Source organism: Marinilabilia sp. (genome assembly GCF_016278715.1).
Lineage (GTDB): Bacteria > Bacteroidota > Bacteroidia > Bacteroidales > Marinilabiliaceae > Marinilabilia.
On the sequence record NZ_JADQBH010000295.1, the window covers coordinates 1 to 25,815 of the forward strand.

The 25,815-nt window shown below is 42.6% G+C and carries 18 protein-coding genes; 8 read left to right on the forward strand and 10 right to left on the reverse strand.

The genetic code is table 11. The features are described from left to right. The 3 genes from metH to QZZ43_RS17955 all read left to right on the forward strand — a co-directional run. A partial coding sequence (gene metH, locus QZZ43_RS17945; protein ID WP_291862147.1) for a methionine synthase occupies window positions 1-3,223 on the forward strand: 3,223 nt, incomplete at its 5' end. Between the two features lie 25 nt (window positions 3,224-3,248). After that, window positions 3,249-4,754 (forward strand): SAM-dependent DNA methyltransferase, encoded by a 1,506-nt coding sequence (locus tag QZZ43_RS17950; RefSeq protein ID WP_291862149.1) that lies wholly within the window; start codon window positions 3,249-3,251, stop codon window positions 4,752-4,754. A gap of 149 nt (window positions 4,755-4,903) precedes the next feature. Then, the gene (locus QZZ43_RS17955) at window positions 4,904-5,860 is read left to right on the forward strand and encodes a methylenetetrahydrofolate reductase (RefSeq protein WP_291862150.1); all 957 of its coding nucleotides are present in this window, start codon (window positions 4,904-4,906) and stop codon (window positions 5,858-5,860) included. On the opposite strand, the gene QZZ43_RS17960 is transcribed toward QZZ43_RS17955, so the two are convergent. After that, the gene (locus QZZ43_RS17960; protein WP_291862152.1) at window positions 5,857-6,924 is read right to left on the reverse strand and encodes an acyloxyacyl hydrolase; all 1,068 of its coding nucleotides are present in this window, start codon (window positions 6,922-6,924) and stop codon (window positions 5,857-5,859) included. The two genes, QZZ43_RS17955 and QZZ43_RS17960, sit on opposite strands and share 4 nt — an antisense overlap. An 88-nt stretch (window positions 6,925-7,012) precedes the next feature. Between QZZ43_RS17960 and QZZ43_RS17965 the strand changes: the two genes are divergently transcribed. Then, entirely contained in the window at window positions 7,013-7,471 is a 459-nt protein-coding gene (locus QZZ43_RS17965; RefSeq protein WP_291862153.1) for a regulatory protein RecX, read from the forward strand. A gap of 105 nt (window positions 7,472-7,576) precedes the next feature. Further along, entirely contained in the window at window positions 7,577-8,959 is a 1,383-nt protein-coding gene (locus QZZ43_RS17970; RefSeq protein ID WP_291862155.1) for an LPP20 family lipoprotein, read from the forward strand. Here QZZ43_RS17970 and QZZ43_RS17975 read toward each other — a convergent pair. The 4 genes from QZZ43_RS17975 to QZZ43_RS17990 all read right to left on the reverse strand — a co-directional run bounded on the left by QZZ43_RS17975 (window position 8,935) and on the right by QZZ43_RS17990 (window position 14,878). Next, window positions 8,935-9,843, reverse strand: coding sequence for a lysylphosphatidylglycerol synthase transmembrane domain-containing protein (locus QZZ43_RS17975; RefSeq protein ID WP_291862157.1), 909 nt, complete (start codon window positions 9,841-9,843; stop codon window positions 8,935-8,937). The genes QZZ43_RS17970 and QZZ43_RS17975 overlap by 25 nt on opposite strands. Before the next feature lie 193 nt (window positions 9,844-10,036). Beyond that, complete coding sequence (locus QZZ43_RS17980) at window positions 10,037-11,335, reverse strand: lysine 2,3-aminomutase (RefSeq protein ID WP_291862159.1); 1,299 nt, start codon at window positions 11,333-11,335, stop codon at window positions 10,037-10,039. A 386-nt stretch (window positions 11,336-11,721) separates the two neighbouring features. Further along, window positions 11,722-13,884 (reverse strand): Na-K-Cl cotransporter, encoded by a 2,163-nt coding sequence (locus QZZ43_RS17985; RefSeq protein ID WP_291862160.1) that lies wholly within the window; start codon window positions 13,882-13,884, stop codon window positions 11,722-11,724. A gap of 136 nt (window positions 13,885-14,020) precedes the next feature. After that, window positions 14,021-14,878 carry a sugar phosphate isomerase/epimerase gene (locus tag QZZ43_RS17990; RefSeq protein WP_291862162.1) on the reverse strand — a complete coding sequence of 286 codons (858 nt, stop codon included), beginning with the start codon at window positions 14,876-14,878 and terminating at the stop codon, window positions 14,021-14,023. Between the two features lie 249 nt (window positions 14,879-15,127). On the opposite strand from QZZ43_RS17990, the gene QZZ43_RS17995 reads away from it, so the two are divergent. Then, window positions 15,128-15,319 (forward strand): cold-shock protein, encoded by a 192-nt coding sequence (locus QZZ43_RS17995; protein WP_291862164.1) that lies wholly within the window; start codon window positions 15,128-15,130, stop codon window positions 15,317-15,319. A gap of 89 nt (window positions 15,320-15,408) precedes the next feature. Here the strand turns inward: QZZ43_RS17995 and QZZ43_RS18000 are convergent, their stop codons facing one another. Both QZZ43_RS18000 and QZZ43_RS18005 read right to left on the reverse strand, forming a co-directional pair. Beyond that, window positions 15,409-18,537, reverse strand: a complete 3,129-nt coding sequence (locus QZZ43_RS18000; protein WP_291862166.1) for an ATP-binding cassette domain-containing protein — start codon at window positions 18,535-18,537, stop codon at window positions 15,409-15,411. Window positions 18,538-18,868: 331 nt separating this feature from the next. Next, window positions 18,869-19,708 (reverse strand): hypothetical protein, encoded by an 840-nt coding sequence (locus QZZ43_RS18005; RefSeq protein ID WP_291862168.1) that lies wholly within the window; start codon window positions 19,706-19,708, stop codon window positions 18,869-18,871. Between the two features lie 408 nt (window positions 19,709-20,116). On the opposite strand from QZZ43_RS18005, the gene QZZ43_RS18010 reads away from it, so the two are divergent. Further along, window positions 20,117-20,884, forward strand: coding sequence for a hypothetical protein (locus QZZ43_RS18010; RefSeq protein ID WP_291862170.1), 768 nt, complete (start codon window positions 20,117-20,119; stop codon window positions 20,882-20,884). Window positions 20,885-21,152: 268 nt separating this feature from the next. Here the strand turns inward: QZZ43_RS18010 and recJ are convergent, their stop codons facing one another. The 3 genes from recJ to lipA all read right to left on the reverse strand — a co-directional run bounded on the left by recJ (window position 21,153) and on the right by lipA (window position 24,560). Further along, entirely contained in the window at window positions 21,153-22,865 is a 1,713-nt protein-coding gene (gene recJ, locus QZZ43_RS18015; protein ID WP_291862172.1) for a single-stranded-DNA-specific exonuclease RecJ, read from the reverse strand. A 124-nt stretch (window positions 22,866-22,989) separates the two neighbouring features. Further along, the gene (lipB, locus tag QZZ43_RS18020) at window positions 22,990-23,694 is read right to left on the reverse strand and encodes a lipoyl(octanoyl) transferase LipB (RefSeq protein WP_291862174.1); all 705 of its coding nucleotides are present in this window, start codon (window positions 23,692-23,694) and stop codon (window positions 22,990-22,992) included. Continuing rightward, window positions 23,694-24,560 (reverse strand): lipoyl synthase, encoded by an 867-nt coding sequence (lipA, locus tag QZZ43_RS18025; protein WP_291862176.1) that lies wholly within the window; start codon window positions 24,558-24,560, stop codon window positions 23,694-23,696. Before lipA ends, lipB begins: the two co-directional genes overlap by 1 nt. 618 nt (window positions 24,561-25,178) lie before the next feature. On the opposite strand from lipA, the gene QZZ43_RS18030 reads away from it, so the two are divergent. Further along, a partial coding sequence (locus QZZ43_RS18030; RefSeq protein WP_291862178.1) for an OB-fold nucleic acid binding domain-containing protein occupies window positions 25,179-25,815 on the forward strand: 637 nt, incomplete at its 3' end.

A 25,815-nucleotide genomic window follows, 5' to 3' on the forward strand; every position in this document is an offset into this window, starting at 1 on the left:
CGACATTCTTCTGCTGGAAACCATCTTTGACACGCTGAATGCCAAAGCCGCTTTATTCGGAATTGGGGAAGTGCTTAAGAAACGTGGTCTGACTGACTTTCCCGTCATGGTATCCGTAACTGTTGCCGATGCCAGCGGACGCACCTTATCGGGACAAACACTTGAAGCTTTTCTCATCTCCATTTCCCACTTCCCGCTATTTTCAATCGGGCTAAATTGTTCTTTTGGAGCAGAGGATCTTCGTTCGTATGTTCAAACACTGGGTGAAAAAACCCCACATTTCATCAGTGCATATCCCAATGCCGGGCTCCCCAACCAATTTGGGGAGTACGATGAGACACCCGACGAGATGGCTCCAAAAATCTTCCAGTACCTGAGTCAGAGTCTGGTAAACATTGTTGGAGGCTGCTGCGGAACAACACCAGAACACATAAAAGCATTTGCCGATTACATCAAAGATGCTCAACCACATATCCCCGGAAAGGTAGAGGTAAAAACCAGACTAAGCGGACTCAACCCCCTGACTATAGATCAATCTACCAATTTTGTAAATATTGGCGAGCGAACCAACGTCGCAGGCTCCAAAAAATTTGCCCGCCTCATCAGGGAAGAAAAATACGAAGAGGCTTTATCCGTAGCTCAGAGTCAGGTTGAAGGAGGGGCCCAGATCATTGATGTTAATATGGATGACGCCATGCTGGATGCTAAAAAGGAGATGGTCACCTTTTTAAATCTGATGGCTGCTGAACCTGACATTGCAGCACTTCCAGTGATGGTGGATTCATCAAAATGGGAAGTACTGGAAGCAGGGCTAAAGTGCATGCAGGGGAAATCGGTGGTTAACTCCATCAGCCTTAAAGAAGGAGAAGAAGCATTTTTGAAGCAGGCCACAGCAATTAAAGAATATGGAGCAGCCGTGGTTGTAATGGCTTTCGATGAAAAAGGACAGGCAGACACTCTGGAGCGCCGTAAAGAGATTTGCCAACGGGCATATAATCTGCTCACTCAGGATGTTGCTTTTCCACCTGAAGACATCATCTTCGACCCCAACATTCTGGCTATCGGAACAGGAATTGAAGAACACAACAACTATGCAATAGACTTTCTCAATGCCACCAGATGGATAAAGGAGAACCTTCCGCATGCCAAAGTTAGCGGAGGCGTCAGTAACCTGTCTTTCTCCTTCCGGGGTAACAATCAGGTTCGGGAAGCCATGCATGCCGCTTTCCTTTATCATGCCATACAGGCAGGAATGGATATGGGTATTGTTAATCCGGGAATGCTTCAAATCTACGATGAGATTCCAGCCGATTTACTGGAGCTGGTAGAAGATGTTGTCCTTAACAGACGACCCGACTCCACCGAGCGCTTAATCGAAAAAGCGGAAGAAATAAAAGACCAGAAAGACTCGGGAACAGAGGTAAAAAAAGACATCTGGCGCGAAAAGCCGTTGGAAGAACGGTTGCACCACAGTCTGATAAAAGGGATTCCTGACTATCTGGAAGAAGACCTTGTGGAAGCCAGAACCAAATATGAATTTGCCCTCGACATCATTGAGCAACCTCTGATGGATGGAATGAACATAGTCGGGGAACTTTTCGGATCAGGAAAAATGTTTCTGCCACAAGTTGTGAAGACTGCCCGGGTGATGAAAAAGGCGGTTGCCTGGCTGGAGCCTTTCATTGAAGAAGAAAAACGAGCCTCTGGCAATGCCAATACAAAAAAAGGAAAAATACTGATGGCAACCGTCAAAGGAGATGTCCACGACATTGGAAAAAACATTGTCGGTGTCATCCTTGCATGTAACAATTATGATGTGGTGGACCTGGGCGTAATGGTTCCTGCCGAAAAAATTCTGAGTGAAGCCATAAAACAAGAAGCCGACATCGTAGGCCTCAGCGGCCTTATTACCCCGTCGCTTGAGGAAATGAGCAATGTGGCTCGTGAAATGGAGCAACGAGGCATGAAGCAACCCCTGCTAATCGGAGGGGCCACTACATCTAAAGTCCATACCGCTGTAAAGATTGACCCACACTATTCCGGACCAGTGATTTATGTGAAGGATGCCTCCATGAGTGCACAAGTGGTGGGGGCTTTACTTTCGCCAAAGGAACACGAAAGGTTCAACAAAAAAACCAGTGAAGAGTACAATAACCTGAGAGAAACCAATAAAAACAAGAAGGCTAAAGAATACCTGAGCATCGGGGATGCCCGTCAAAAGAAATGGCAAACCAACTGGCAGGAAGCTCCGGTAAAAAAACCCAACTTTCTGGGAATAAAAACTTTTCCGGATTATCCTGTTAAAGAAATTATTCCGTTTATCGACTGGACATTCTTTTTTCACGCCTGGCGTCTCACCGGCAGCTACCGTGGCATCGAAAACGTTACAGACAAGGCATCAGAGAGAATTTGGCTTGAGAATTTCAAATCGGACATGGCCAGAGAAAAAGCGGGCGAAGCATTAAAGCTTTGGAATGATGCCCAACAAATGTTGCAGACAATACAAGATAAAAAGATGCTCAGGGCCAACGGCATCATAGGCATCTACCCTGCAAACAGTGTGGGAGATGACGTGGAGGTTTATGCCGGCGAAGAACGTTCAACAGTAGAAACCACCTTCCATTTTCTGCGCGAACAACAAAAAAAACAGGGCAAAGAGGTCTATTACTCATTAGCAGATTTTGTTGCCCCAAAAGAATCAGGAATCGACGACTATATTGGCGGCTTTGCAGTAAGTGCCGGCGAAGGAATCGAGAAATGGATTGCTGAATTCGAAAAAAATCATGATGATTATAATGCCATTCTTTTAAAATCGCTGGCCGACCGACTGGCAGAAGCATTTGCTGAACTGATGCACTTCAGAGTCCGGAAAGAATTCTGGGGTTACAACCCAGAAGAAGAATTCAACTACGAAGACCTGGTACGTGAGCGTTATCGGGGCATCCGACCAGCGTTGGGTTACCCGGCCTGCCCCGACCACAGTGAAAAACGCTTGTTGTTTGACCTGATGAGTGTGGAGCAAAACGCAGGAATCACATTGACTGAGCATTTCAGCATGTACCCCAATGCCTCGGTCAGCGGACTTTACCTTGCACATCCAGATGCCATCTACTTTGGCGTGGGGAAAGTCAAATCGGACCAGGTGGCAGACGTTGCCCGTCGCAAGAAAATGACAGCTGAAGAACTTGAAAAATGGATTCCCACCAATCTGGCCGATAAATAACCCAGGACCTGAATTATCCGTGCCAATGGGAACAGAAAACAGAATCGCGACCGAAGCTGACCTGAGAATTGGGGATGTTTTCACCCCAATTCCCTGGGCTTGGTTTGCCATTGAACGATTCAACATCTTCCAGCAATGGATGGATGGGGCTACTATTTTCGACCCAACCATGGGACAGGCCAATTTACTGGACGCATTAATCCGGTATGGAATTGATAAAGGTCTTCAGACACAGGAAATGCCAATTCAAAAGCTATTTGGCAACGAATTGAACAAAAAGCATTACACATTAGCTCTTAAACGGTTCAGCCAACATTTTGGCATGGATATGTCCCAAAATTTTAGCAACCTGGATATCCTTGAGCTACCACCCAAACCATACGACATCATTTTTGGAAATCCTCCCTGGCAAAATTTCAACGATCTTCCTGCGTCCTACAAAGAGAAAATCAAACCCTATTTTGAAAAGTATAACCTGACAGGAAACAAAAAGAATTTATTACTGGGGCACTCCCGAATCGACCTTGCAGCCCTGATTGTCAAAGCAGCCATCCAAAACTTCCTTTCTCCCCGAGGAGACGCTTACCTTTTCATGCCATTGTCGCTCCTTCTTAACGACGGAGCCCACGAATCGTTTCGCTCCTACACAACAAACACTGCTGCTTTTGCGCCAATTGAAGTATTTGACTTCAACAAAGAAGATGTTTTTAAGAAAATATCCACCCGTTACGGACTGATTCACTTCAGGAAAGGCCAAAAAGCAGAATTCCCCATCAATTATAAAATCCTTAACAATAACAAATGGGAACTGTTTGAAGCTGCCCCCATTACCTCTCCATCGGCTCCGTTAAGCATTTTCAATCAAACACAGTCGAAAGAAATAAACAAGTTTAGCAAGATTGCCTTAAACAAAAAAAATAGTCCTCGACAGGGACTCAATACCTGTGGCGCCAACGACATTTTTTTCTTCAAGGAATGCCAGCAACCGGACAACAAAACCTGCCTGCTCAATAAGAAAGTAAGACTCCCTTCAGAATTCATTTATCCCCTGCTGACCGCATCAAATTTTCGTGAAGAAAAAGCTCCAAAGGCCTGGGTCCTGTTGCCCTACACAAGCGACGGGAGACCCGTTTCCAAAAAGGAAATACACCAATGGCCGGAATTACACCACTACTTGAATCGCATGGCAAATCGCCTTCGGATACGCAAAGGCACCCTTATCAACAGCTGGATTAGCAAAGGCATATGGTGGGCAATGCTGGGCGTTGGGCCCTATAACTTTGCACCCTACAAAATTGTATGGGAAGCCTACGGTCGCAAGCGATTTTCTCCACAAATATTTGACGGCAACTGGCAGGCCAACCAGGCTCTCCAGGCATTTATACCCTGCTATTCGAAAAAAGAAGCAAAAACCATTCTGAAAAAACTTCAAAACCCAATCATCGAAAAAATTCTGCTCTCCTATAAAATGGAAGGCACCATGAACTGGGCGCAACCCGGAAAAATTAAGAAATTGATTGATTTCTTTTAAAAAACACATCAAATTGTAAGCAAATTTAGCAATTAGGTATATTAATTTTAATTTTGCATTCTTGAGTATGCTCCCAAAACGAATTAATATTGTCAAATTCAAGATGCAGGAGATTTTCAGGAGCAACCTCATACTAAAAACCTGAAATTATGCCTACAGTTGCAGAATTGATCAGAAACAGTGATCAGCCCTCATTTTCGTTCGAACTATTGCCCCCGTTGAAAGGCAACAGCATTCGGAAAGTTTTCAACACCATCGACCAACTCAAAGAGTTTAATCCGTTATACATCAACATCACTTCGCATCGCGATGAAGTGGTTTACAAGCCAAATGCAAAAGGCATTAAGGTGCCACATGTTTACCGGAAACGACCGGGAACAGTAGCTGTGGCAGCATCCATTCAGCACAAATACAAAATCCCTGTGGTTCCTCACATGATCTGTAGCGGTTTTACCCGCAGCGAAACAGAATATGCTTTAATAGACCTGAACTTTCTGGGAATTCATGACTTGTTACTCCTACGGGGCGACAACTCTAACCGTCACGACTTCGTTAAGACCAGTGAAGACAGCAACAAATACGCCATTGATTTAATTCGGCAGGTGAGCAATTTAAACAATGGACAGTTTCTGGATGGCACTTTCATGGAGCCATTCGAAACACCTTTCAGTTTTGGAGTGGCCGGCTACCCCGAAAAACACGAAGAAGCCACATGTCTTGAAGCAGACATTCTGCGTCTCAAAGAAAAAGTAGATGCGGGTGGAGAATACATCATCACACAGATGTTCTTCGACAACTCAAAGTTTTTTGAATTTGTTCAAAAATGCAGAGAAGCAGGAATCACGGTCCCAATTGTCCCCGGATTAAAACCCATCAATTATTTAAGTCAGGTAAAAGTCTTGCCCGAAATATTCCATACCCAATTCCCTGAACCGCTTACCCGGGAGCTCCTTAAATGCAGTACCAACGAAGACGTTGCTAAAGTTGGGACCGAATGGGCCATCCACCAATCAAAAGAATTACTGGTCAACGGGTTTAATCTGATTCACTTCTACACCATGATGGCCACCAAATGCGTTTTCGATATAGCTAAACATGTTTATTAAAGAAATACTGAGAGTCGAACTCCCAAAAACTCAGCAACCTTCCCATGTGCTTTGAGCCCAACTCCTACATGGATAAGTTGGTTTAATCCAAAATCGAGGGTGTAATACTGAAACCACAAAGAGTGCGTTGAATGTCCCCGCATCAGGTATAGTCCGGCAGTCTGACCGAAATCAAAACGGCCCAGCAGAAAATGATGACCAGCAATGGCGCTTAATCGCCCGTTGTGCGTCAGAGATGAACCAGCCCTGCTGCTGTCCCACTCCCCCATCATACCGGCCGACCATCCATTGATGCGGGCAAACTGCGAATAATATTCAGCTGTAAGCCCCAGCACAGCAGCCTTACTTTCGCTCTCCTCCGGCTCCTTTAGCCCAGCAATAAACCTCAGAGCGATACCTTTCTCGTTTTTTGAAGCATCATAAGAATCAATTTCAGGAGGTGGAGGTAAATCCTGCAGATCAAGTTTTCGCGCCACACCCATCCCCAGTGTTGTATAATTAAGTCCCAAATTGGGCTGATTAGTACCTCCGTTTGAAATATGCTGAAAATTGGCCACCAATCGCAGCGACCATTTTTCAGAAACGGGATAGTCCAGAGATATTCCCGCCATCAGTGGAAACGCAATGGAAGTACTGTAAACAATATTGTCCGGGTTGCGCAGTTCATCATGAGGGTTATCCAGATAAGTAACCCCCAGTCCCGACCTAATAGCCACATCCGTACCGAAAAAAGAAAAAAGCACGGGTTCCACATAAAAAAGAGCAGATACGCCATTTCCCAGCGCAGCAGCCCCAAAGTTCCAGTAGTTGAGAGATATACCCATTGAAGGATAGCATCGACAAAGCGCATATGCATTGGAAGAGACAAATTTCCAGGAAAAGTCCAATCCGGCTCCATATGGTTGAACACCTCTGAAATGATCAATTTTGGAAGAATGAATCTGCAGTTTTCCGCCTTGTACATATCCGGTCATAAATCGCACAGAGTTCCGCTCCTCAGTCGCCTGTCCGTAGGAGACAAGCGACAGGAACAAAAAAACCAAACAAGACTTTAAAAACTTCATTATCCTTAAAAATATAAAAAACAGACCGAAAAAACCTTCAAAAAATCACTATTTTAGTATTTTATCAACAAACAAACCGAATCGATAAATGGATTACAAAACCGCGCTCAACAAAGCATCTTTACTCTGCTCACGCCAGGAATACTGTCGATCGGATATTCTTAAAAAGCTGGAAAAGTGGAACCTTCCCACCGAAGAGACTGAAAGAATATTACAAAAACTGATGGCGGAAAAGTTTCTTGATGAAGAACGCTACACCACGTTCTACGTACGTGACAAATTCCGCTTCAACAAATGGGGACGTAAAAAAATATGGTGGCAACTCAGGCAAAAAGGAATCGAACAAAGTACCATCAGCAAAGCACTGGAACAAATTGATCCGCAAGAATACCGAAATAAATTACAGGAAATTATCCAGGATAAAATAAAACAGGTAAAAAACAAGGAGCCCATTCAACAAAAAGCAGCTGTAATCCGCAATGCTGTATCGAAAGGATTTGAATACCATGAAATACTGCCGCTTGTGGAACAATTATTGCAGAAGTAGCTTTAATAGTGCCTGCAAGAAAACCGGAGATTTTTCAGTCTGTAATAAGAAAGCCCCAATAACAAGGCTTTCGAAGAATAAACACCTCACTTAAACTCAACAAAAATGACCCGTCGATTTTATCTCATCGCCCTGGTACTTCTCTTGGCCGGAATTTCAGCAGCTCAGGCTGCAAAACCCAAATGGGTAAAAAAGCGCCCATCAGAAAAAGAGTATTACATTGGAATCGGGATGGCCTATAAGAGTCAAAACTCAGGTCTCGACTACGCCAAAAAGGCCAGAGCCGATGCCCTCAGGGAGATGGCTTCAGAAATTGAAGTAAATATTTCTGCAAACTCTCTTTTGCGGCAATTTGAGGACAATTATCGTTTTCAGGAAACTTTCGAATCAGAAATCAGCACTTCTGCTGAGGAAAACTTATCCGGTTATGAGGTGCAGACCTGGGAAAATAAGCGGGAGTACTGGGTTTTAATGCGACTGAACAAAAACGAATATCGCCGGAGAAATGAACTGGACCTGAATATGGCAAAAAAGAGGGCTGCCACCTACCTTCTGGAAGCAAGGCGCCTCAAAGAGAATCAGGAAATAACCGCCTCACTGGCTGCATATTTCAAAGCCATTGAATCGTTGGAAAATCATCTAAGCGATGATTTAGCTTACAGAACTATCGACGGGAATATCAATCTTGGCTCAGACATCGTTCAGGATTTAAGGAGCCTTTTTGGGCAAATCGCTATCACGCCTGAAAATCCGAACTATAATATTTCATTTTCCAAAAGCATGGAAAGCCCCTTGCAAGTGAAAGTTGAATACTTTCTCCCCGACGGAAGAAAAATCCCGGTACACAATTTTCCGTTGCATTTCAGATTCACGGAAGGTGCCGGCGTTCTACAGGAAAAAGTGACCACCAATCCGGGCGGAGAGGTCTCCAGTTATATTCAAAAGCTGGAATCCTCAAGAAAAAAACAGCAGGTAACAGCCGCCTTTGATTACACGGCACTACTTCAAAAAGAAAACATAGAAAGTCCGCTGGTTGCATTCTTCCTGCCACAGGGAACCATCCCCCACACTACATTTAATATTGAACTCCAGAAATCAACCGCATGGTTTGATGCCAACGAGAGCATTTTTGGAAGTCAAACCTCTTCTGCCCCCTTTGCCAACCGGCTGAAATCGCAGCTGAATGAAACTTTTTTTAATTTCACTTTTTCTCCGGAACAGGCAAAATACCATGTGGTTACAAACGCCTATTTCAGAAAAGGGGAAATAAAGAAAGGGAACGGATATGAAGTTTACCTCGTATTTGCCGATCTATACATTTCTGTTTTATCGGCTGATACCCACACAGAGATTTTCAACGGAACCATCTCCGGCATAAAAGGAATGCGACCGGGAGGTTACGATTATGCTCTTCGCGAAGCACGTGAAAAACTGCTGGAGCAATTCAAAGATGAGATTTATCCTCAATTGGAGGGATTGAACTTTTGAGCTTCGCTGAAATGATTCAATACCCCTCGCGGCCGAACAGAATACCAAATTCCCGGAAGAGCTGAAACCCCGGACACCAGAAAGAACAATAAGCTAAGTGCAACAGCAAGGTCCTGCTGTAAATGAAGATATTCGGCTCCCATTAAAAAAGTAAATTCCCGGGCTCCTATGCCACCAAGGGTAATTGGAACAGAGGCCATGATGGCCGACAAAAAGAAAAGAAACAAGTAGTCATCATAATTCCCAGAGTTTTCAACCCCCAAAGCATAAAGAATACAGACTGCAGCGAGCAATTGAATGCCCTGAACCACTACTGACCAGAAACTAATAACAGCGAAAGCCTTGATGAAAAGAGGCAGAACCAACCTCATAAAAAAATAATACACCACCAGAGGTACTGGAATGGCTAACAAGAACCAGAACTTGTATGGAATCGTGTAATCAATAAACTGTACCAGAATCAGCAAAAATGTCACAATAACAGTCAGGCCGGACAGCCGGTCGGCAAAGATAGCCCCCAGAGAACGTTTCACAGGAACTTTCAAATACTGATTGAGGATATAAACTTTAAATCCGTCCCCACCCACTCCTCCGGGAAGAAAAAGATTATAGAAAAGCCCCAACCAGTAAAGCCGGAGGTTGGTTCGCTGCGAAATATGTATAGGAATAACCCGAAAGAGAGTATTTAAACGAAGAGCAGCCGCAACCTGAGAAACCGTATAAACCCCCAAAGCAGCCAGCAGCCACTCAAGTTTTGCCCGCCGCATCGCCGATCCTATTTGAGCAACATCAATTTTTGTTGAGATATACCACAAAATAGCCCCGCTCAAAACAATTTTTGCAGCCAGCTTTATATATTTTATTCCCTTTTTTTTGTCTTCCATATTGGGCAGGTCGCCGAAGCGCTTTACAGCAAATGCATTTTTATTGTCAAAGGGATTGTGCCGAAATGACTTGCCCTTAAAATAGTCAACTTATTTCCTCACAACTCCAAAGAGAAATCAAAAATACAATAAATCATAAAAAAACCCCCACCATTTTATAATTGATGCAGGCATTCAGTCTATTAATTCTTTCTTAGAGCATCATTCGGGCCAAATCTTCTTCAAAAAAGAATTCCTCCTGTCCAAACGCAGGTTTAAGATCATCCATCCATAAAGCACGCCGATCATATTTGGCAAAGAATGGACGACCAACCCAGTCGCTGTTTCGTCCCTGAATAAACTCACAAACAAAAACTTTCTCGCCTTTCACCTCACTCACTCCAACAACACGAACCTTGCCGGGTGTGCAGGACATACTCGGTCCTCTGACCGTGCGTGAAATTCCGCTCACTTTGATATAAGCCTCCCGGAATATTTCCCAGGCTCGTGCCAGAGAAACTCCGAAATACTCCTGAGCACCAGTATCCCGAGCAATAAACATATAATAAGGTATCATGCCCAGTTTTACCTGCTTGCGCCACATCTCGCTCCAGACAGCACTATCGGCATTAATATGATTGAGCAGGGGCGACTGAGAACGAATCTGAGCACCGGTAGCACGAATTCTGGACACGGCCTTTTCCAGAGCCGGGGTTTCCAACTCCCGGTGGTGATTGAAATGTGCCATAAAAGCCAACGATTTTCCGGCTTTGGTCACCTTTTCAAACACCCTCAACACGTCATCAGCATCACTGTCGGTAAGATACCTGTAAGGCCAAAAAGAAAGGGATTTGCTGCCAATTCGTATGGTTTGCAAATTGGGAATATCCGCCTCCAGAAGTTTGGTAATATAGGCATCCAGGATGGAAGCTTTCATCACCATCGGGTCACCACCGGTGAAGAGTATATCAGTAACTTCAGGATGCGCCTTCAGATAGGCTACGACATAATCGATCTGGTTCATTGCAAATTTAAGGTCGTCCATGCCGGTAAACTGGGGCCACCGAAAGCAAAAAGTACAATAAGCATGACAGGTTTGTCCCTGGGTAGGAAAAAAAAGCATGGTTTCATCATATTTGTGCTGAATTCCGGCAAGCTTTTGTCCATTAAGTTCGGGAACATTTTGCGCTTGTCCGGCAGGATGAGGATTCATTTTGTGACGAATAATATTGGCCGCTTTTTTCAATTCAACCCTGTCAGTTTCCTTTCTCAGAACCGAAGCCATATCTCCAAAATCATCAGCATGCAACATTCCTTTTTGGGGAAAATTCAATATAAAAATCGGATCTTCATGGAAATTATCCCAGTCAATAAGTTCATCAACGACGTAATTGTTGGTTTTAAAGGGCAATACATGACCAACCACATCGATATTTTTTAAATCCTGTTCACTAAACTTATCGATTTGGGGAATTTTTCGATAATTATGCAATGAATAGATCTGATATTTCATAGGCATCCAAAGTTTTTATTTATTATTATTTCCAATACTCTGTCGATACACCAACACATCTTTCCAAAACGACAAGACATGCTTCGGGTGCCACACTAATTTCAAAAAACCATAAAGGGCAAGGAGCCCATTAGAGAAAGCTATTTCCGAGGGGTGGGTAAAATCCGTAATTTATCACAAATATACAACTAAAAAGGGGAACAGGCAAACAGAAACCCTGTGTAAGACTGGCCTACAGCAAATTACAAAAAAATCATTTTGCAACTCAGGCTAAATGACTTATAAATTTAACCTTTCAACCCATATAACAGCAAAAACCTCCTGCAGACGGGCAAACAAAGGAGAAAATACACTATCAAATCGAAAGCTACCCCTATTAAACCCCATCAACTCAGGATCTCTTTAAAAGCAATATCATGGGAAGCAACCACGAATAACTTTCTTTGAATGGATGCTGTTTTAATCTTCAAATCTTCAAAGTATTCAGAAAATTCGCTATCCGGTTTTTTCAGACCACACAACACCAGGTCAGCATTTTGAGAGTCTCTGGAGAGTATCTGAAAGAACCCCTCTTCCTCACTGACAAGAATCTTTTTTTTGAATTCCACACGAATAGAGGAAAATAGATTATCAAGGTTTTTTTCTGCCTCCACGGCCGCCTTTTGTGAAGTAACCACCATTTTGATGGTAACCGAGACCTGCTGCCAGTGCGGACTATTCTGCATCATATAGGCCAGCACCATCATCAAACCACCATTGCCTTTGAGCCCGCCCCACCACAAATCCACATTAATTTTATTGCGATCTGGAAGCGGGAGCTCATCCTTGAGAATGATGACATTCTTTCTGGATTGATAAAAATGGTTAATCATCTCTGCATACCCCTGGTGATGGGAGACATCAGTAGTGTCACCCAGCAGGATAGTATTGGGAACCAGAGGCCCCAAACCATAAGCATTACTTAAACACCGCGCTCCTGAAAAAGGATCCTGAGCCCGGATCACACGAACCAGGGAACGAATATTCTTATCGAACAGATAATCCCGGATTTGTTTTTCGTACTGGTATATTTTGTCCTGTGCCACCTTTTCTTCCGGAAGAATGGTAGCAACAGTAAACAGCCCTTTTTCCTGGGCCAGTCCACTGGCAAAATCAATCAAATGCCAGCGTTTCATAGGAGCACCGCTAAACACTAGAATATTGGGACGCCAACTCTTGGGATCGTCCATTGGCTTAACATTCAGCATCACAAAACGGGCAATTTGTAAAAGCATACCATTGCGAACATCACCCCAGGTTGTTTTCAACCGGCGACGCCGGAGCCATATTAAAACTCCCACAATAAAAACTACTGCCAACACCGTCGCGATGGCATGAATCAGAAACATCACCGACAAACAACCAATAGCACCAATCAGTGAAAAACCCCAATGAACCTTAAATTTTGGACGAAAGGAAGGACTCTTCAGAAAATGCTCAATTCCGGCAGTCACATTCAAAATGCCATAAGTTGCCAGAAAAAACATAGTCAATACAGGAGCTATAGCATTCAGATCGCCAAGAATAACACAAACAATCGTAATGATGATGGTAACAATGGTTCCTCCACGCGGTATACCTTCCTCTCCATGTCCGCTGGATAAAAAAGATAATTTTTTAGGCACAACATTATCACGGGTAAGCGCCTGAAGCACTCGCGGAGCTCCTAACAAACTCCCGGCAGCACTCGAAAGAGAGGCACCCCATACACCCAGCAGAATAGCGCCGCCCCATAATGCTATCCGACGCATTATTAATGGATCCGAAACAAGTGTGGATGCATCTGCACGCCCGGCCAAAACAATGGGAAGTACCATATAAATCACATACCCCACTCCAACCGCCATAAAGGTTCCCTTGGGAATGGAGCGGGAGGCATTTTTCAGATCGCCCGACATATTTACACCTGCCATAATTCCGGTTACAGCAGGAAAAAAAACTGCAAACACCTGCCAAAAACCAACCGATTTAGCAGCCGGAACACCCCACATCTCAATGCTGGACTGTTCGATAGATTTTCCTAAAAAGAGCGAAACCAACGACAAGGCAATCACAGCCAGAATAACATATTGAGCTTTAATGGTTGCCTTTGTCGAAAATAAGGCCAGGCCACCCAACGCTAAAGTTGAAACAATGCCAATAATTTTAATATTCAACGACGGAAAAATGGCCACCAGACTTTCCGAGAAACCCATCACATACAAGGCTACTGACAATGTTTGAGCCAGATACAAAGGAATACCCAATGCACCTCCAATCTCAACCCCTAACGAACGGCTAATCATATAATAAGCCCCCCCCGCTTTCACCTGCGTATTGGTAGATATGGAGGCAATTGACAAAGAGGTAAGAAATGTGATGGAAGTCGAAAGTGTTACAATCAGCAAGGTTCCGATAAGACCCACATTGCCCACAACCCAGCCAAATCTTAAATACATGATAACCCCGAGTATTGTCAGTACCGACGGGGTAAAAACGCCACCAAAAGTCCCAAGTTTTTTATTGTTCATCCTTATATCATTTGTCTTTCCAGGTCGTATCAAGCCACAAAGCCTCTTTCGAACCTGAATCCCGGGATTCGTATTTATTTGATAAAAAAACCGCAGCAGAAATCTGCCACGGCCATAAAAATATGAAATGTTTTATTTAATCGGAGTAAGAAAGTCTCACAAAATCTGCATTCTGAAGAAATTCAAGACTCTTTTCAACGCTAACCAAAGGATCGAAGTCATACTTTTCGACTTCAACAATAAGGTAATCAACACCGGCTTTGTCGGCAAGGGCCAGTGAAGATTCGAAATCCATCTCGCCACTGGCTCCAAGTTCTTTTTCATCTTTTACATGAAGTTGCAGAAAACGCCCGGGGTAATTGTTGAAGTAATCCACGGCACTTTTTCCGCCTTCTTTTATCCAGTACAAATCCAATTGGAAAAATACATTTTCAGGATTAGTATTCTGAAGCATAAAGTCGTAAATAACCTCTCCCTCAAGTTCGGCAAATTCACCATCATGGTTGTGATAACCAAAACTAATTCCATTCTCCCGGCATTTCTTCCCTACCTCATTGAAATATTCACAATACTGCTTCAATCCATCCAGTGAGTGGTATCCTTTCTCCCCCATCCATGGCTGAACAATATATTTTACACCGGCAGCTTTATGGGCTTCAATACATTGGTCCCACCAGGCCATAGTCGATTCCCATGAAGATGAATCAGGAAGATCTTGTCCGGTATGAGAACTCAGAAACTCCATCCCACTTTCTTCAACCAGAGATTTAAATTCTGAAGGATCCATTCCGTAAAATTTTCCATCTCCATAACCGGCAGCCTCCACGAAAGAATAACCCATTTCACCAACTTCCTTAACAGTCTCAACCGGTGCTTCTTTCATGGCATCTCTAAGAGAATAGAGCTGAAGTCCTATCTCTTTATTTTTTTGTGTACACATAGCGAATGTTGTTGCAATAAAAATCAACACCATTGGAAAAATTGTTTTCTTCATGTTTTTAAGTTTTAAATGTGTGTATTTGCTTCTTCAAAAGAAACCCAATGTTAAAAATAAGAAAACCAATCAGAATAAAAACACTTAAAATGAACATTTTCATCAAAAAAAGTATGCAAAATTCCAGGAATGTTCTTTTATTTGTATAGAAATAAACCTCATGAAGGATTTTGATTGTCAATGTGGTAAAAGAACCCAATGATTATCTTCAATCTTTCATGAAATGATTAACAAACAAATTTTATTAAAATGAAAACAGGAAAAGTAAAATTCTTTAATGAGACTAAAGGTTTCGGGTTTATTAAAGAAGACGAGTCAGAAAAAGAATATTTTGTACACGCTTCCGGGCTTATCGACAAAGTTAAGGAAGACGATGAAGTTACTTTTGAGCTCGTAGAAGGCCGTAAAGGACTGAACGCTGTAGATGTTAAATTGGGTTAGAATAGTTATATATTTCAACACCAGATTACATTAAGCCTTAAATGAACGGGCGTTTCGAAATCTCGAAACGCCCGTTTTCTTTTATTTTATCAGGTTCCAAGTTTTTGCAAACGACGATGTAAACGGCGGAGTTTAAAGGTCTCAAAATAGCTGATCACTCGTCTCAACAGATCCAGGTACAAGGTAACGTACAACAACGCCACCCCCATCCACACAATCATCATATTAAACACCGGGGTGGAAAATGTCAACGACCCCAGTCGCTTGGAAGGTGCGTAAAAATGAGCTCTTCCCCAATCTCCTTCCGGCTCCATATAACCGGGATGTTTTTTTCTCACAATGCGGCTTGCGGAGAAGACAAATTGTTCAACACTTTTCTTGTTAAGCATGATATCAGACAGCGCCTGGTTGTGATAATTCTCTTTAAGCGCCAATACCGCTTCAGAAGAACCTAGGTCATGGATTAGTTTCTTCATTTTGGCATTGCGCTTCCGGCTCCATTTCTGGTATTCACCATTAAAATTGTCTCTTACCTTTTTCAGAACACGCTCTGCGTTTTGTAACACCTCTTCATTCCATGGTTCGGTCCAGGAAGAAACAGTTGCTGCAGGAACCAAATCAGGAAAACGATCATGCAGCTGACGGAAAGCAATGTAGAGTTTTCCCTGAAATGCAACCTGTTCTTTTAATTCATTGCGCCGTGCCGACCATCTTGCTGCCTCCAGATGATTAAGCAATTCGGGAATAAGTGTGGTTGCATAGTAGGAATTATTACTCATTGCCTGCTCTTCTTCAAAGAAAATAGCATCGTAATCGTTGTTTTTAAACTGATTGACGGCCAGCGCTTCGTATGACCACCTGGAAACCATCACATCGCCAATCAGGGGAACATAAAGCTCACTGGCAATGGATTTATGCAGCTTATCAAAACTGACAATAACACCACTGAACAAGAGGTGAGGCACCAGAATCAGTGGTATCAAAACATAAATGGCTACCACAGAATTCAATCCACTGCTGATATTCAACCCAAGCATATTGGCAAAACAGGCTGTGGAAAACAATATTAGCCAATAGCTCCAGGTTAGGCCTTCTATTTCCAAAATGCTATTTCCTATCAACACGAACATTAGCGATTGAATTGCAGAAATTGCAAAGAGTATCAGCACTTTACTATTCAGAAAACTAAATCGGCTGAGATTCAGAAAAGATTCCCGTTGCAACAATTTCCGATCTTTAATTATCTCTTCGGCACTCACATTCATTCCAATAAACAGAGAAACAACCACTGCCATAAACAAATAAGCAGGAATATTCACATTTTCGGAAAACACATAAACCGAAGGGTCTCCCCCCGAACCTGCCAGATATTTGGTGAAAAAGGAAAGAATCAGAGCCAGGACAGGAGCTTCCAGAATATTAATGAGCATATATTGCCGGTCTTTGAGTTTGGAAAGGCCATCACGCAATGTATAAATCAAAAATTGTTTGCGCCGGTTGGGGATATTATAGAGATTATCGGGCAGAGGTTCTTTTCGATCCAGTTTTCGCTTAACTTTCCACTGAAACTTACTTTCAAAGTTTTCCAGGTAATACCGGTACCACTCTTCAGGTAACACTTTTCGCTTACGAATCAGCTTACCATAAGGGTTGACCATTCGTGCCTCCACAATGCGAAGAACCTGTTCCGATTTCACATTGCCGCAAACATAACATTCACGTTCTTCAGGGTTCACATAGTTGGCCATTTTCTTGAAATAGACAATGGCATCCATCGGATTTCCGTTGAAGATGATGTATCCGCCTTTATCGATCATCAACAGTTTATCCAGCATTTTATACAGATCGGATGAAGGTTGATGAATATTAATAACCACCAGCTTACCTTTCAGTACCTGACGCTTTAACAGGGACATCACTTTTTCAGAGTCCATGGACGAAAGGCCCGAGGTTGGTTCATCAACAAATAAAACAGAGGGCTCACGTATCAGTTCCAAAGCGATATTCAGGCGTTTTCGCTGACCACCGCTCAAAATCTTATTCAGAGGGTTTCCCACAACCAGATCACGGGCTTCTACCAAATCAAAATCCTGGAGGGCATTGTCCACCCGTCTCAGGATTTCTTCACGGCTCTGGTCACTAAAACACAGGCGGGCATTAAAGTAGAGATTCTCAAATACAGTCAGTTCTTCTTTCAGCAAATCGTCCTGTGGCACATACCCGATAACACCCTCCAAATGCTCTTTATCCTCATGCAGGTCAAACCCGTTAATAGAAATAATCCCGTTACTCAGCTTATAGTTTCCATTCAGCACATTCAGCAAAGTGGACTTTCCTGTTCCACTGCCACCCATTATTCCCACCAACTGTCCGGATCGTCCGGTAAAGCTGAAACGATGAATCCCTATCTGATTGTTATTAAATTTATAGGATACATCCACGGCCCTGTAAATAATCCGTGCCTTGTCGATGCGGTGAATAAATTTCTCAGCAACCCTTCCGTAATAAACCGGCGGCATCCGTGAGGTTTTAATGACCGCACCCACGGCAAGAATGTAGGTCCGGTTTTGTTCAACCTTATGACCGTTGAGGTAAAGGTTCCGTGAGCCGGCGTATCTGAAAATAAATGTTTTAGTACTTCGCACCCGCAACACCCAAACAATCACCTGCTGCTTGGGGTTGTAAATGATTTTCACCATGGGGTCGGGGGCATCCTTATCGCCACTAATATAGAGCAGAGAACCTTTATCGTTCACCGCCTCGGGCGTCTCCAAAATAAAAGTTTTCAGATTGTCATAGTCCTGAGAATCGATTTTCAGATTCTCAGCAAGCAAATCCACAAAGTAATGCTCCTCCTCGCTTATGGTATCTTCCTTCTTAAGAAAATCCAATAGCTGCACAAACAAAATAATCTTTGGTTCCTGCTCCAGTTCCTGGTTAATCTGATTACAAATATTCAGTATCCGGCTTTGGTTATCCGACGACTGTTTTTCAATAAGTTCCTGATTATTGCTGTATATGTGGGCATGATACCTGGACAGAAATTCATCAAACTTCTCCAGATACTGTTGAACATATTCGGTATTGAAGTGTCTCCCCAGAAAGTCCTCGACCATGAAACGCGCTCTTCCCGTCTTGCTTTCAGTTTTGATATCGGTGAGCAGTGCAAAGAGCTTCATCAACGACTCCAGCAGAGCTTCACTCATTGTTTGTTCCATTGCAGGCATACTTTAATATATTGAGTTATCCAAAATTGAGTCCACTCCTAAAATGTTCTTTGTTGCCAATATCTTCGTTGCAGACTCAAAGTTCTATCTGATTGGCATTAAGTGGGTGAGTTCTGTTCCGCGACTCTACAGGAATGTGGGAAACAAAATATCTTTAACCCCTTAAAACCAAGCCTTACAGGTGTATTTATCAATAATGTGAAGATACAAAAAAAAACTCGTCAACCCAGAGATTCTCCTGTTACCAGAAGTACCTCAAACAAAAAAGCCATTCCGTTGAAAGCGGAATGGCCATAAACTCGTTAAGAGGCAAACGTTTCGATTATTCCACAAAATCTTTTCTGACTTTCGCAACCTCATCAATAATCATATTCATCTGTTTCTCGGAAATAGCATTGTCTTCAACCATATTGTAGATTTCGGACAATGGGGTCAACTGCTCAATCACAGCGGCAACAGCTGCATCCGACTCATAATTCTTCATCAGTTGAAGAAGCTTGTTCAGAGACGATTTCTGCTCCATCACAATCTTCACCATCTCCTTATTCTGATAAGTATCTTCAGAAATATTGGTGGTTATATAAAGGGCCTCTACCCAGCTACCTGAAAGCACCAGCATACTCACGGCCCCCCGTTGATTGACATTCAGATATTCATAAGTGTTATAGAAAGTATTGGTAATAATCTCCACCAGCTTGTCCTTGTTGTCTTCATTTTGCTCTATTTGGTCAATAATATCTGCAGGCAAAGCACCAGAGATATTTAAAGCATCAATTAATTTCCTGGATGCCTCCATATAGGAAACAATCTGCTGCTTTTGATTGTAGGTACTTGCATAACTCAGGTCGGCACCGTAAACGCCAAGATTCAGAGCCTGCTTGGTTTCGGTCAGATATTTATCCACATTTTCTGCTTGATTCGACAAAGTCAGAATGTAAGAAGCTCCGATGCGGTTGAGCATCTCGGTCACTTCGAAAGTAGTAGGAAGCGGATAGACAAACTCACGAACATCCTGCTCTATTTCTTCCTTATTAATCTTCTGCGAAGTGGCAGTTTTATTCTCATCTTTATTGTCTTTTTTCTGGCCCGACTGGCAGGCTGAAAACACCAATGCTACTGACAAAACAATGGCAATTAATGGTTGGCTAAGCAAATTTCTCATAGTTAATCAGCTTTATTTTGTTTTGTACAAATATACAACACATCCTTAAATTTTTGGACTCTAACCTGAATAATTCACAAATAATCTATCATGATGCCCAATTAGCTGAAAACTACAATAGTTCTAAATGAATTTGATTTGAAAAAATCTCATCTTATCGTTCATCAATTCTCTCCTTGGCAAATTAAATCTACTCCCGGATGTGCCAAAACAAAAAACACCCGGAAGAATTACTTATCTCTGACTATCAATCATTAATCAATTTTATCTGCTCACTCATCACATTTTGAAGATATCCCATAAAAAAAGGAACCTCAAATAAAATCCTCTATTGGTCTTTTGTGTTCTGTTCTGTACATTTGTTAACATTACCTAATTTATTAATCTAAACTTTAAAAATTCAACATTATGAAGAAAATTTACTCTTTAATTGCTTTGGCTTTATGTGTAACTGCCTCATTTGCACAAAATGAAGTTATCATTGCTGATTTCGAGGACGGGACTTCACCTTTATACTCCTGGAACGGCTCAACACTCGAAGTTTTAAGTAATCCATCCTCAAATACGGTCAACTCATCATCCTACGCCTTAAAATTTAACCCTAATAGTTGGAATGAGGCGGCTGCAACATGGAGTGATGCCGGAGACCTGTTCAAACCAAATTACATATCCTATTCAATTGATGTGTATGTACCCAGCTTTCCGGCTGGAACCACCAAGGCAACCATCAAATTACATGGAGATAACAGCATCTCTGACCCAAATGCTGGAGACTATAACCTAGGAATAAAATATGAAAAATACCAGGATATCACAGTTGCAGGTGAGTGGGTCACTCTAACCTATGACATCACAGACAATGAAGTTTTTGATTTTAAACAACTAGCTATTCAATCCGATGCTGCATTTGATATTTTCATTGACAACATTATTTTCGTAAAAGACCCTGCTCTCTCAATTGGAACAGAAATCAATTTTGACACAAATAACATTTTGGTCAATAAAGGGAATATAGTAATAAATGACTGCAACAATAGTAAAGTAGCCATTTATGCACTCTCCGGCGCAAAAGTTTTCAGCCAGGACCATACAGGAGGAAACGTTTCAGTAAACGTAGCCCCCGGATTGTACATCGTGGTGGTGGACAACACCTCAACCAAAGTGGTGGTAAAATAACTCTTGAATAATTCCATGAAAAACGCGGTGCAGGATAAACCTTGCACCGCGTTTTTTTATGTCATGCTTATAGCTTTGCCCCACATAATCTCATTTTGCAGGATAGATTTTGTCTGGGGCATCAAAAAGGATCGTCCGGCTTCAGGTCTGCCGCTTTGCTAGCAAAGAAACCGCCATATCTGATTGCTAAACGGTCATAATGTGGCGGTTCAGAGACCGCCAAACCTGTAAAGGGTTACCTTTTTTTTTTTATGGTTCAATTGCTTTTCTACTCAAAATTAATATCCTTCACCATCAGCTGAAAAGGTTGATGATCTTCATAAAGACTCTCCTCTATAGTATAGCAAATGTTGAAAGGCTGCGATTCCTGAATTTTATTCAAAAGATGCCCCTTTCCAAAAGCGATGCCTTTAATAATTTTTGGGGAAGTACTCTCTATCAGTTCCAGTTTCAGATGTTCTTTCTCTTTACCTACCACTTTACTGGTTCCAAAATCATACACGTTGCGGGTCACAAAAACCGGTTTCAGATTGCCGGGGCCGTAGGGGTGAAAACGTTTCAGATTGCGATAAAACTCCACCGTAATGTCACCCAAACTAATTTCGGCATCCACTTCAATCTGGGGCACCATTTGCTCGGGACGGATAGTATCGGCTACCACACGCTCAAACTTTTCGGTAAAGGCTTGTATATTCTCAGGTCTCAGAGTAAGTCCTGCCGCATAGGTATGTCCTCCAAAATTTTCCAGCAAATCCTGACAGGCTTCGATAGCATGATAAAGGTCGTATCCGTCCACCGACCGGGCTGATCCGGTAATCATCCCCTTGGATTGAGTCAAAACAACGGTTGGACGATAATAATTCTCGGTCAACCGTGAAGCCACAATCCCAATTACGCCCTTGTGCCACTCGGGCTGAAAGAGCACTGTTGTTTTTTTATCCTTTTGTATCTCATTGTTTCCCAGTAATGCCAAGGCTTCACGGGTAATATTTCGGTCCAGATCCTTTCGGGTTTCATTGCACTCATTGATGGTGCGACTCATACCATAAGCTTTATTCTCATCCTCGCTTACCAAAAGGGCCACTGCATCATTTCCTGACTCAATACGCCCTGCAGCATTAATCCGTGGACCAATTTTGAAAATAATATCACTTACGGTCAGCTCCCTGCCCGCCATTCCCGACACACGCATGATGCTTTTCAGCCCGGTTCCGGGATTGGAATTCAGTTTTCGCAGCCCCATATCAGCCAGAATCCGGTTTTCTCCGATAATGGGAACCACATCGGAAGCAATACTAACAACCACCAGGTCGAGATATTGAAACAGATGGTCATTGTCAATATTCTGCTTCACACAAAGAGCTTGCAACAACTTAAAGCCGACGCCACAACCGGAAAGATTTTTTTCTGGATAGGAACAGTCTGCCTGCTTGGGATCCAGGCAGGCCGCAGCCTTAGGCAATGCATCTCCCGGAGTATGATGGTCACAAATAATGAAATCAACCCCCTTTTCCCGGGCATATTCGATCTTTTCGACTGCTTTGATTCCACAATCCAGCGCAATAACAAGCCCGATATGTTCATCAGCAGCCATATCAATGGCCTTATACGAAATACCATATCCCTCTTCATAGCGGTCTGGAATGTAATAACTGATATCAGGATGAATTTTCCGAAGAAAGGAATAAATCAGCGCCACACTGGTGGTTCCATCCACATCGTAGTCGCCATAAACCAGCACTTTCTCCTTTTCGGAGAGCGCCTTTTGAATGCGTTCAACAGCCTTGTGCATATCCTTCATCAAAAAAGGATCATGCAGATCCGAAATGCTGGGATTAAAAAAAGATCTGGCCTCCTCACTATTTCTCACACCACGCAATGCCAGAAGCCGTCCCAATACGGGACCTATATCCTCAAAATCAGATAGTTCGGCTTCAATATCATTTTCTGGATTCTCTTTTATGCTCCATCTTTTTTCCATTTTCACACACTCACATTTGAGATATTAAATTTTCTCAAAAAATAACTTTTTACAAACTATTCCGGCCTTTATATTCCGAAAAGTTATCAACACACAACGGAGAATAAATGCTAATCCATTTCCACTATGCCATAAAACTCAAACCAAAAACCTTTTTCAGGTTATTTTTAAGTCTGGTCCTCACTGCTTCCATATCCACCTCTCCATTCAACTCTTTTTGCATGGAAGTGACCCCCTTGTCAACAAATCCACACGGATTAATATAGTTAAAATACTCCAGGTTGGTATTTACATTCAGGGCAAATCCATGCATGGACACATAACGACTGGCCCGAACCCCAATAGCACAGACCTTTCGTGCCTGCGGGGTATTGGTATCCAGCCAAACCCCTGTTGCTCCCTCCAGCCGTCCTCCCTTTATGCCGTATTCAGCGACAGTTAGTATGATAGCCTCTTCCAGCTTGTGGATATATTCCTTTATCCCAAGCTTCATTTGCTCCAGGTCGAATATCGGATATCCAACAATCTGACCAGGACCGTGATAGGTAATATCTCCACCACGGTTGATTTTATAAAATTGTGCATCGATCTTCTTCAGAAAGTCGTCCTGAATGAGCAGATTGTTGGCCTGACCGCTTTTACCCAGTGTATAAACATGCGGGTGTTCGCAAAAAATCAGATGATGCTCTATTTCCTTTTCGGCTCCCGGATGTTCCCTGTTGAACAGTTTACTATCCACAACGCGAGAAAACTGCTCTTCCTGATAATCCCAGGCTTTCTTGTAATCAATCTCTCCGAGATCTTCAAAAATGGTTAATGACTCATCCATTACTTCAATGCATTAATATGTTTCTCGGCATGATATGAAGAACGAACCAGCGGACCACTCTCCACATATTTAAACCCGCGTTTCAACCCTTCCTCTTTGTAAAAGGCGAATTGCTCCGGCGTAACGTATTCCACCACCTCCAGATGCTTCGGCGACGGCTGAAGATACTGCCCAATGGTCAGCACTTTCACCCCTGCAGCAATCAGATCATCCATAGTTTCAAGCACCTCTTCGGGTTGCTCTCCCAGGCCTAACATAATTCCCGATTTGGGAACTACATCGGTCGAGGCAATGTATTCCAACACCCTAAGACTTAAATCGTATTTGGCTTTACTCCTGATTTGAGGCGTCAGGCGACGTACTGTCTCCAGGTTGTGACTCACAACTTCGGGGGCGGCATCGATGACCTGTTGAATAAGATGCCTGAGACCGTTAAAGTCGGGAATCAGAACTTCCTGCGTAATTCCGGGATTCAACTCTTTCACTTTGCGAATAGTTTCTGCCCAAATACCGGCACCACCGTCTTCCAGATCATCGCGATCAACCGATGTAATTACAGCATGTTTCAGTTTCATAATCTGAATAGAACGGGCAATACGAAACGGTTCCTTAAAGTCTACCGCATCAGGTTTCCCGGTTTTCACATTACAAAACTTACAGGAGCGGGTACAGATATCGCCCAAAATCATAAAAGTAGCCGTTCCATTTCCCCAACATTCGGCCGAGTTGGGACATTTTCCGCTCGTACATATCGTATGAAGCTTATGATCCCGGATGGTTTTATTCATCCAGTGATAATCGCCTGTATTGGGTAATTGAATTTTAAGCCACGCAGGCTTCCTTTTTCGCTCAGATACTATGTTCATTACATTGTCTTTTTTCAACCTCACCAAAATTTCTAATACTGCAAGTTTAATTAAAATGATTTTAAATAACAATGATGGGTTTTTACGATCACCGGTTATATATTGTATGCCAATTGATTGAAAACACTCATTGAAGAATAATAAATAACCAGAGAAGGTTATTCCCAAAAGTCTCTATTGTCAGTTCTTCACTACACCAGGTCATTAATAACTATTCAACCATCGAATGGTAGCAACTAAAAGAATTTCGACGTGGCTGAAAAGAAAACAACTCTTTTAAGAACGGCTCCATCAGATTAAATAAAACAACTTTAAAGTCGAAAAGTTTTATTTAAATCCTCACCTTTTGGCGGAAATAGTAGTTCTACCTATCCGAATCTGAACCATTCTATTAAGACAAATTCTAAGAAGTTAACGGGTTAAGAATTGGTTTTCACAGGTAATCACTATCTTTGTGCTGTTTTTTTCATTTATGGGAGTTGTTTCCACATAAAAAAAGCCGTGAGAATCAGCTTTTTTTGCGTTTGAACTAAACCAAAAAACGAAACAATTTACGGAATATCTTTCCGGCCATCACAGAAGAAAAATTCCACCGAACAAAACAATACGCGAATTAACATGAATCAACTGGAACTGAGCGAACAGGAAATCATCAGACGAGAGAGTTTGAGTGAACTGGAGAAACTGGGAATCAACCCATTCCCGGCAGAAGAATTCTCCGTTACCCACTACAGCGAAGACATCAAAGAAGGTTTTGAAGAGAACCCGGATGCTTTTAAAGAAGTGAGTCTGGCCGGCCGCATCATGGGTCGCCGCATCATGGGAAGCGCATCTTTTGCCGAACTAAAGGACAAAAAGGGACGGATTCAGATTTACCTGCGTCGGGATGACGTTTGCCCGGACGAAGACAAGACTTTGTACAACACCGTATTTAAGAAATTACTGGATATTGGAGATATAATTGGCATTAAAGGTTTTGTGTTCAAAACCCAAATGGGCGAGATTTCAGTTCATGTTACGGCCCTGACGGTTTTGGCAAAGTCATTACGCCCGTTGCCGGTGGTTAAAGAAAAGGACGGAAAAATTTACGATGCATTTACCGACCCGGAACAACGTTATCGTCAGCGCTATGTTGACCTCATTGTAAATGACAACGTGCGCGATACTTTCAGGAAAAGAACCCGCATCATCAATTCCATGCGTGAGTTTTTTAACGCTAAAGATTACCTGGAAGTAGAAACCCCCATTCTAGATC

Coding starts and splice junctions, on each gene's coding strand:
- QZZ43_RS17950 (WP_291862149.1), top strand. CDS start 3,249: ATGGGAACAGAAAACAGAATCGCGACCGAAGCTGACCTGAGAATTGGG.
- QZZ43_RS17955 (WP_291862150.1), top strand. CDS start 4,904: ATGCCTACAGTTGCAGAATTGATCAGAAACAGTGATCAGCCCTCATTT.
- QZZ43_RS17960 (WP_291862152.1), bottom strand. CDS start 6,924: ATGAAGTTTTTAAAGTCTTGTTTGGTTTTTTTGTTCCTGTCGCTTGTC.
- QZZ43_RS17965 (WP_291862153.1), top strand. CDS start 7,013: ATGGATTACAAAACCGCGCTCAACAAAGCATCTTTACTCTGCTCACGC.
- QZZ43_RS17970 (WP_291862155.1), top strand. CDS start 7,577: ATGACCCGTCGATTTTATCTCATCGCCCTGGTACTTCTCTTGGCCGGA.
- QZZ43_RS17975 (WP_291862157.1), bottom strand. CDS start 9,843: ATGGAAGACAAAAAAAAGGGAATAAAATATATAAAGCTGGCTGCAAAA.
- QZZ43_RS17980 (WP_291862159.1), bottom strand. CDS start 11,335: ATGAAATATCAGATCTATTCATTGCATAATTATCGAAAAATTCCCCAA.
- QZZ43_RS17985 (WP_291862160.1), bottom strand. CDS start 13,884: ATGAACAATAAAAAACTTGGGACTTTTGGTGGCGTTTTTACCCCGTCG.
- QZZ43_RS17990 (WP_291862162.1), bottom strand. CDS start 14,878: ATGAAGAAAACAATTTTTCCAATGGTGTTGATTTTTATTGCAACAACA.
- QZZ43_RS17995 (WP_291862164.1), top strand. CDS start 15,128: ATGAAAACAGGAAAAGTAAAATTCTTTAATGAGACTAAAGGTTTCGGG.
- QZZ43_RS18000 (WP_291862166.1), bottom strand. CDS start 18,537: ATGGAACAAACAATGAGTGAAGCTCTGCTGGAGTCGTTGATGAAGCTC.
- QZZ43_RS18005 (WP_291862168.1), bottom strand. CDS start 19,708: ATGAGAAATTTGCTTAGCCAACCATTAATTGCCATTGTTTTGTCAGTA.
- QZZ43_RS18010 (WP_291862170.1), top strand. CDS start 20,117: ATGAAGAAAATTTACTCTTTAATTGCTTTGGCTTTATGTGTAACTGCC.
- recJ (WP_291862172.1), bottom strand. CDS start 22,865: ATGGAAAAAAGATGGAGCATAAAAGAGAATCCAGAAAATGATATTGAA.
- lipB (WP_291862174.1), bottom strand. CDS start 23,694: ATGGATGAGTCATTAACCATTTTTGAAGATCTCGGAGAGATTGATTAC.
- lipA (WP_291862176.1), bottom strand. CDS start 24,560: ATGAACATAGTATCTGAGCGAAAAAGGAAGCCTGCGTGGCTTAAAATT.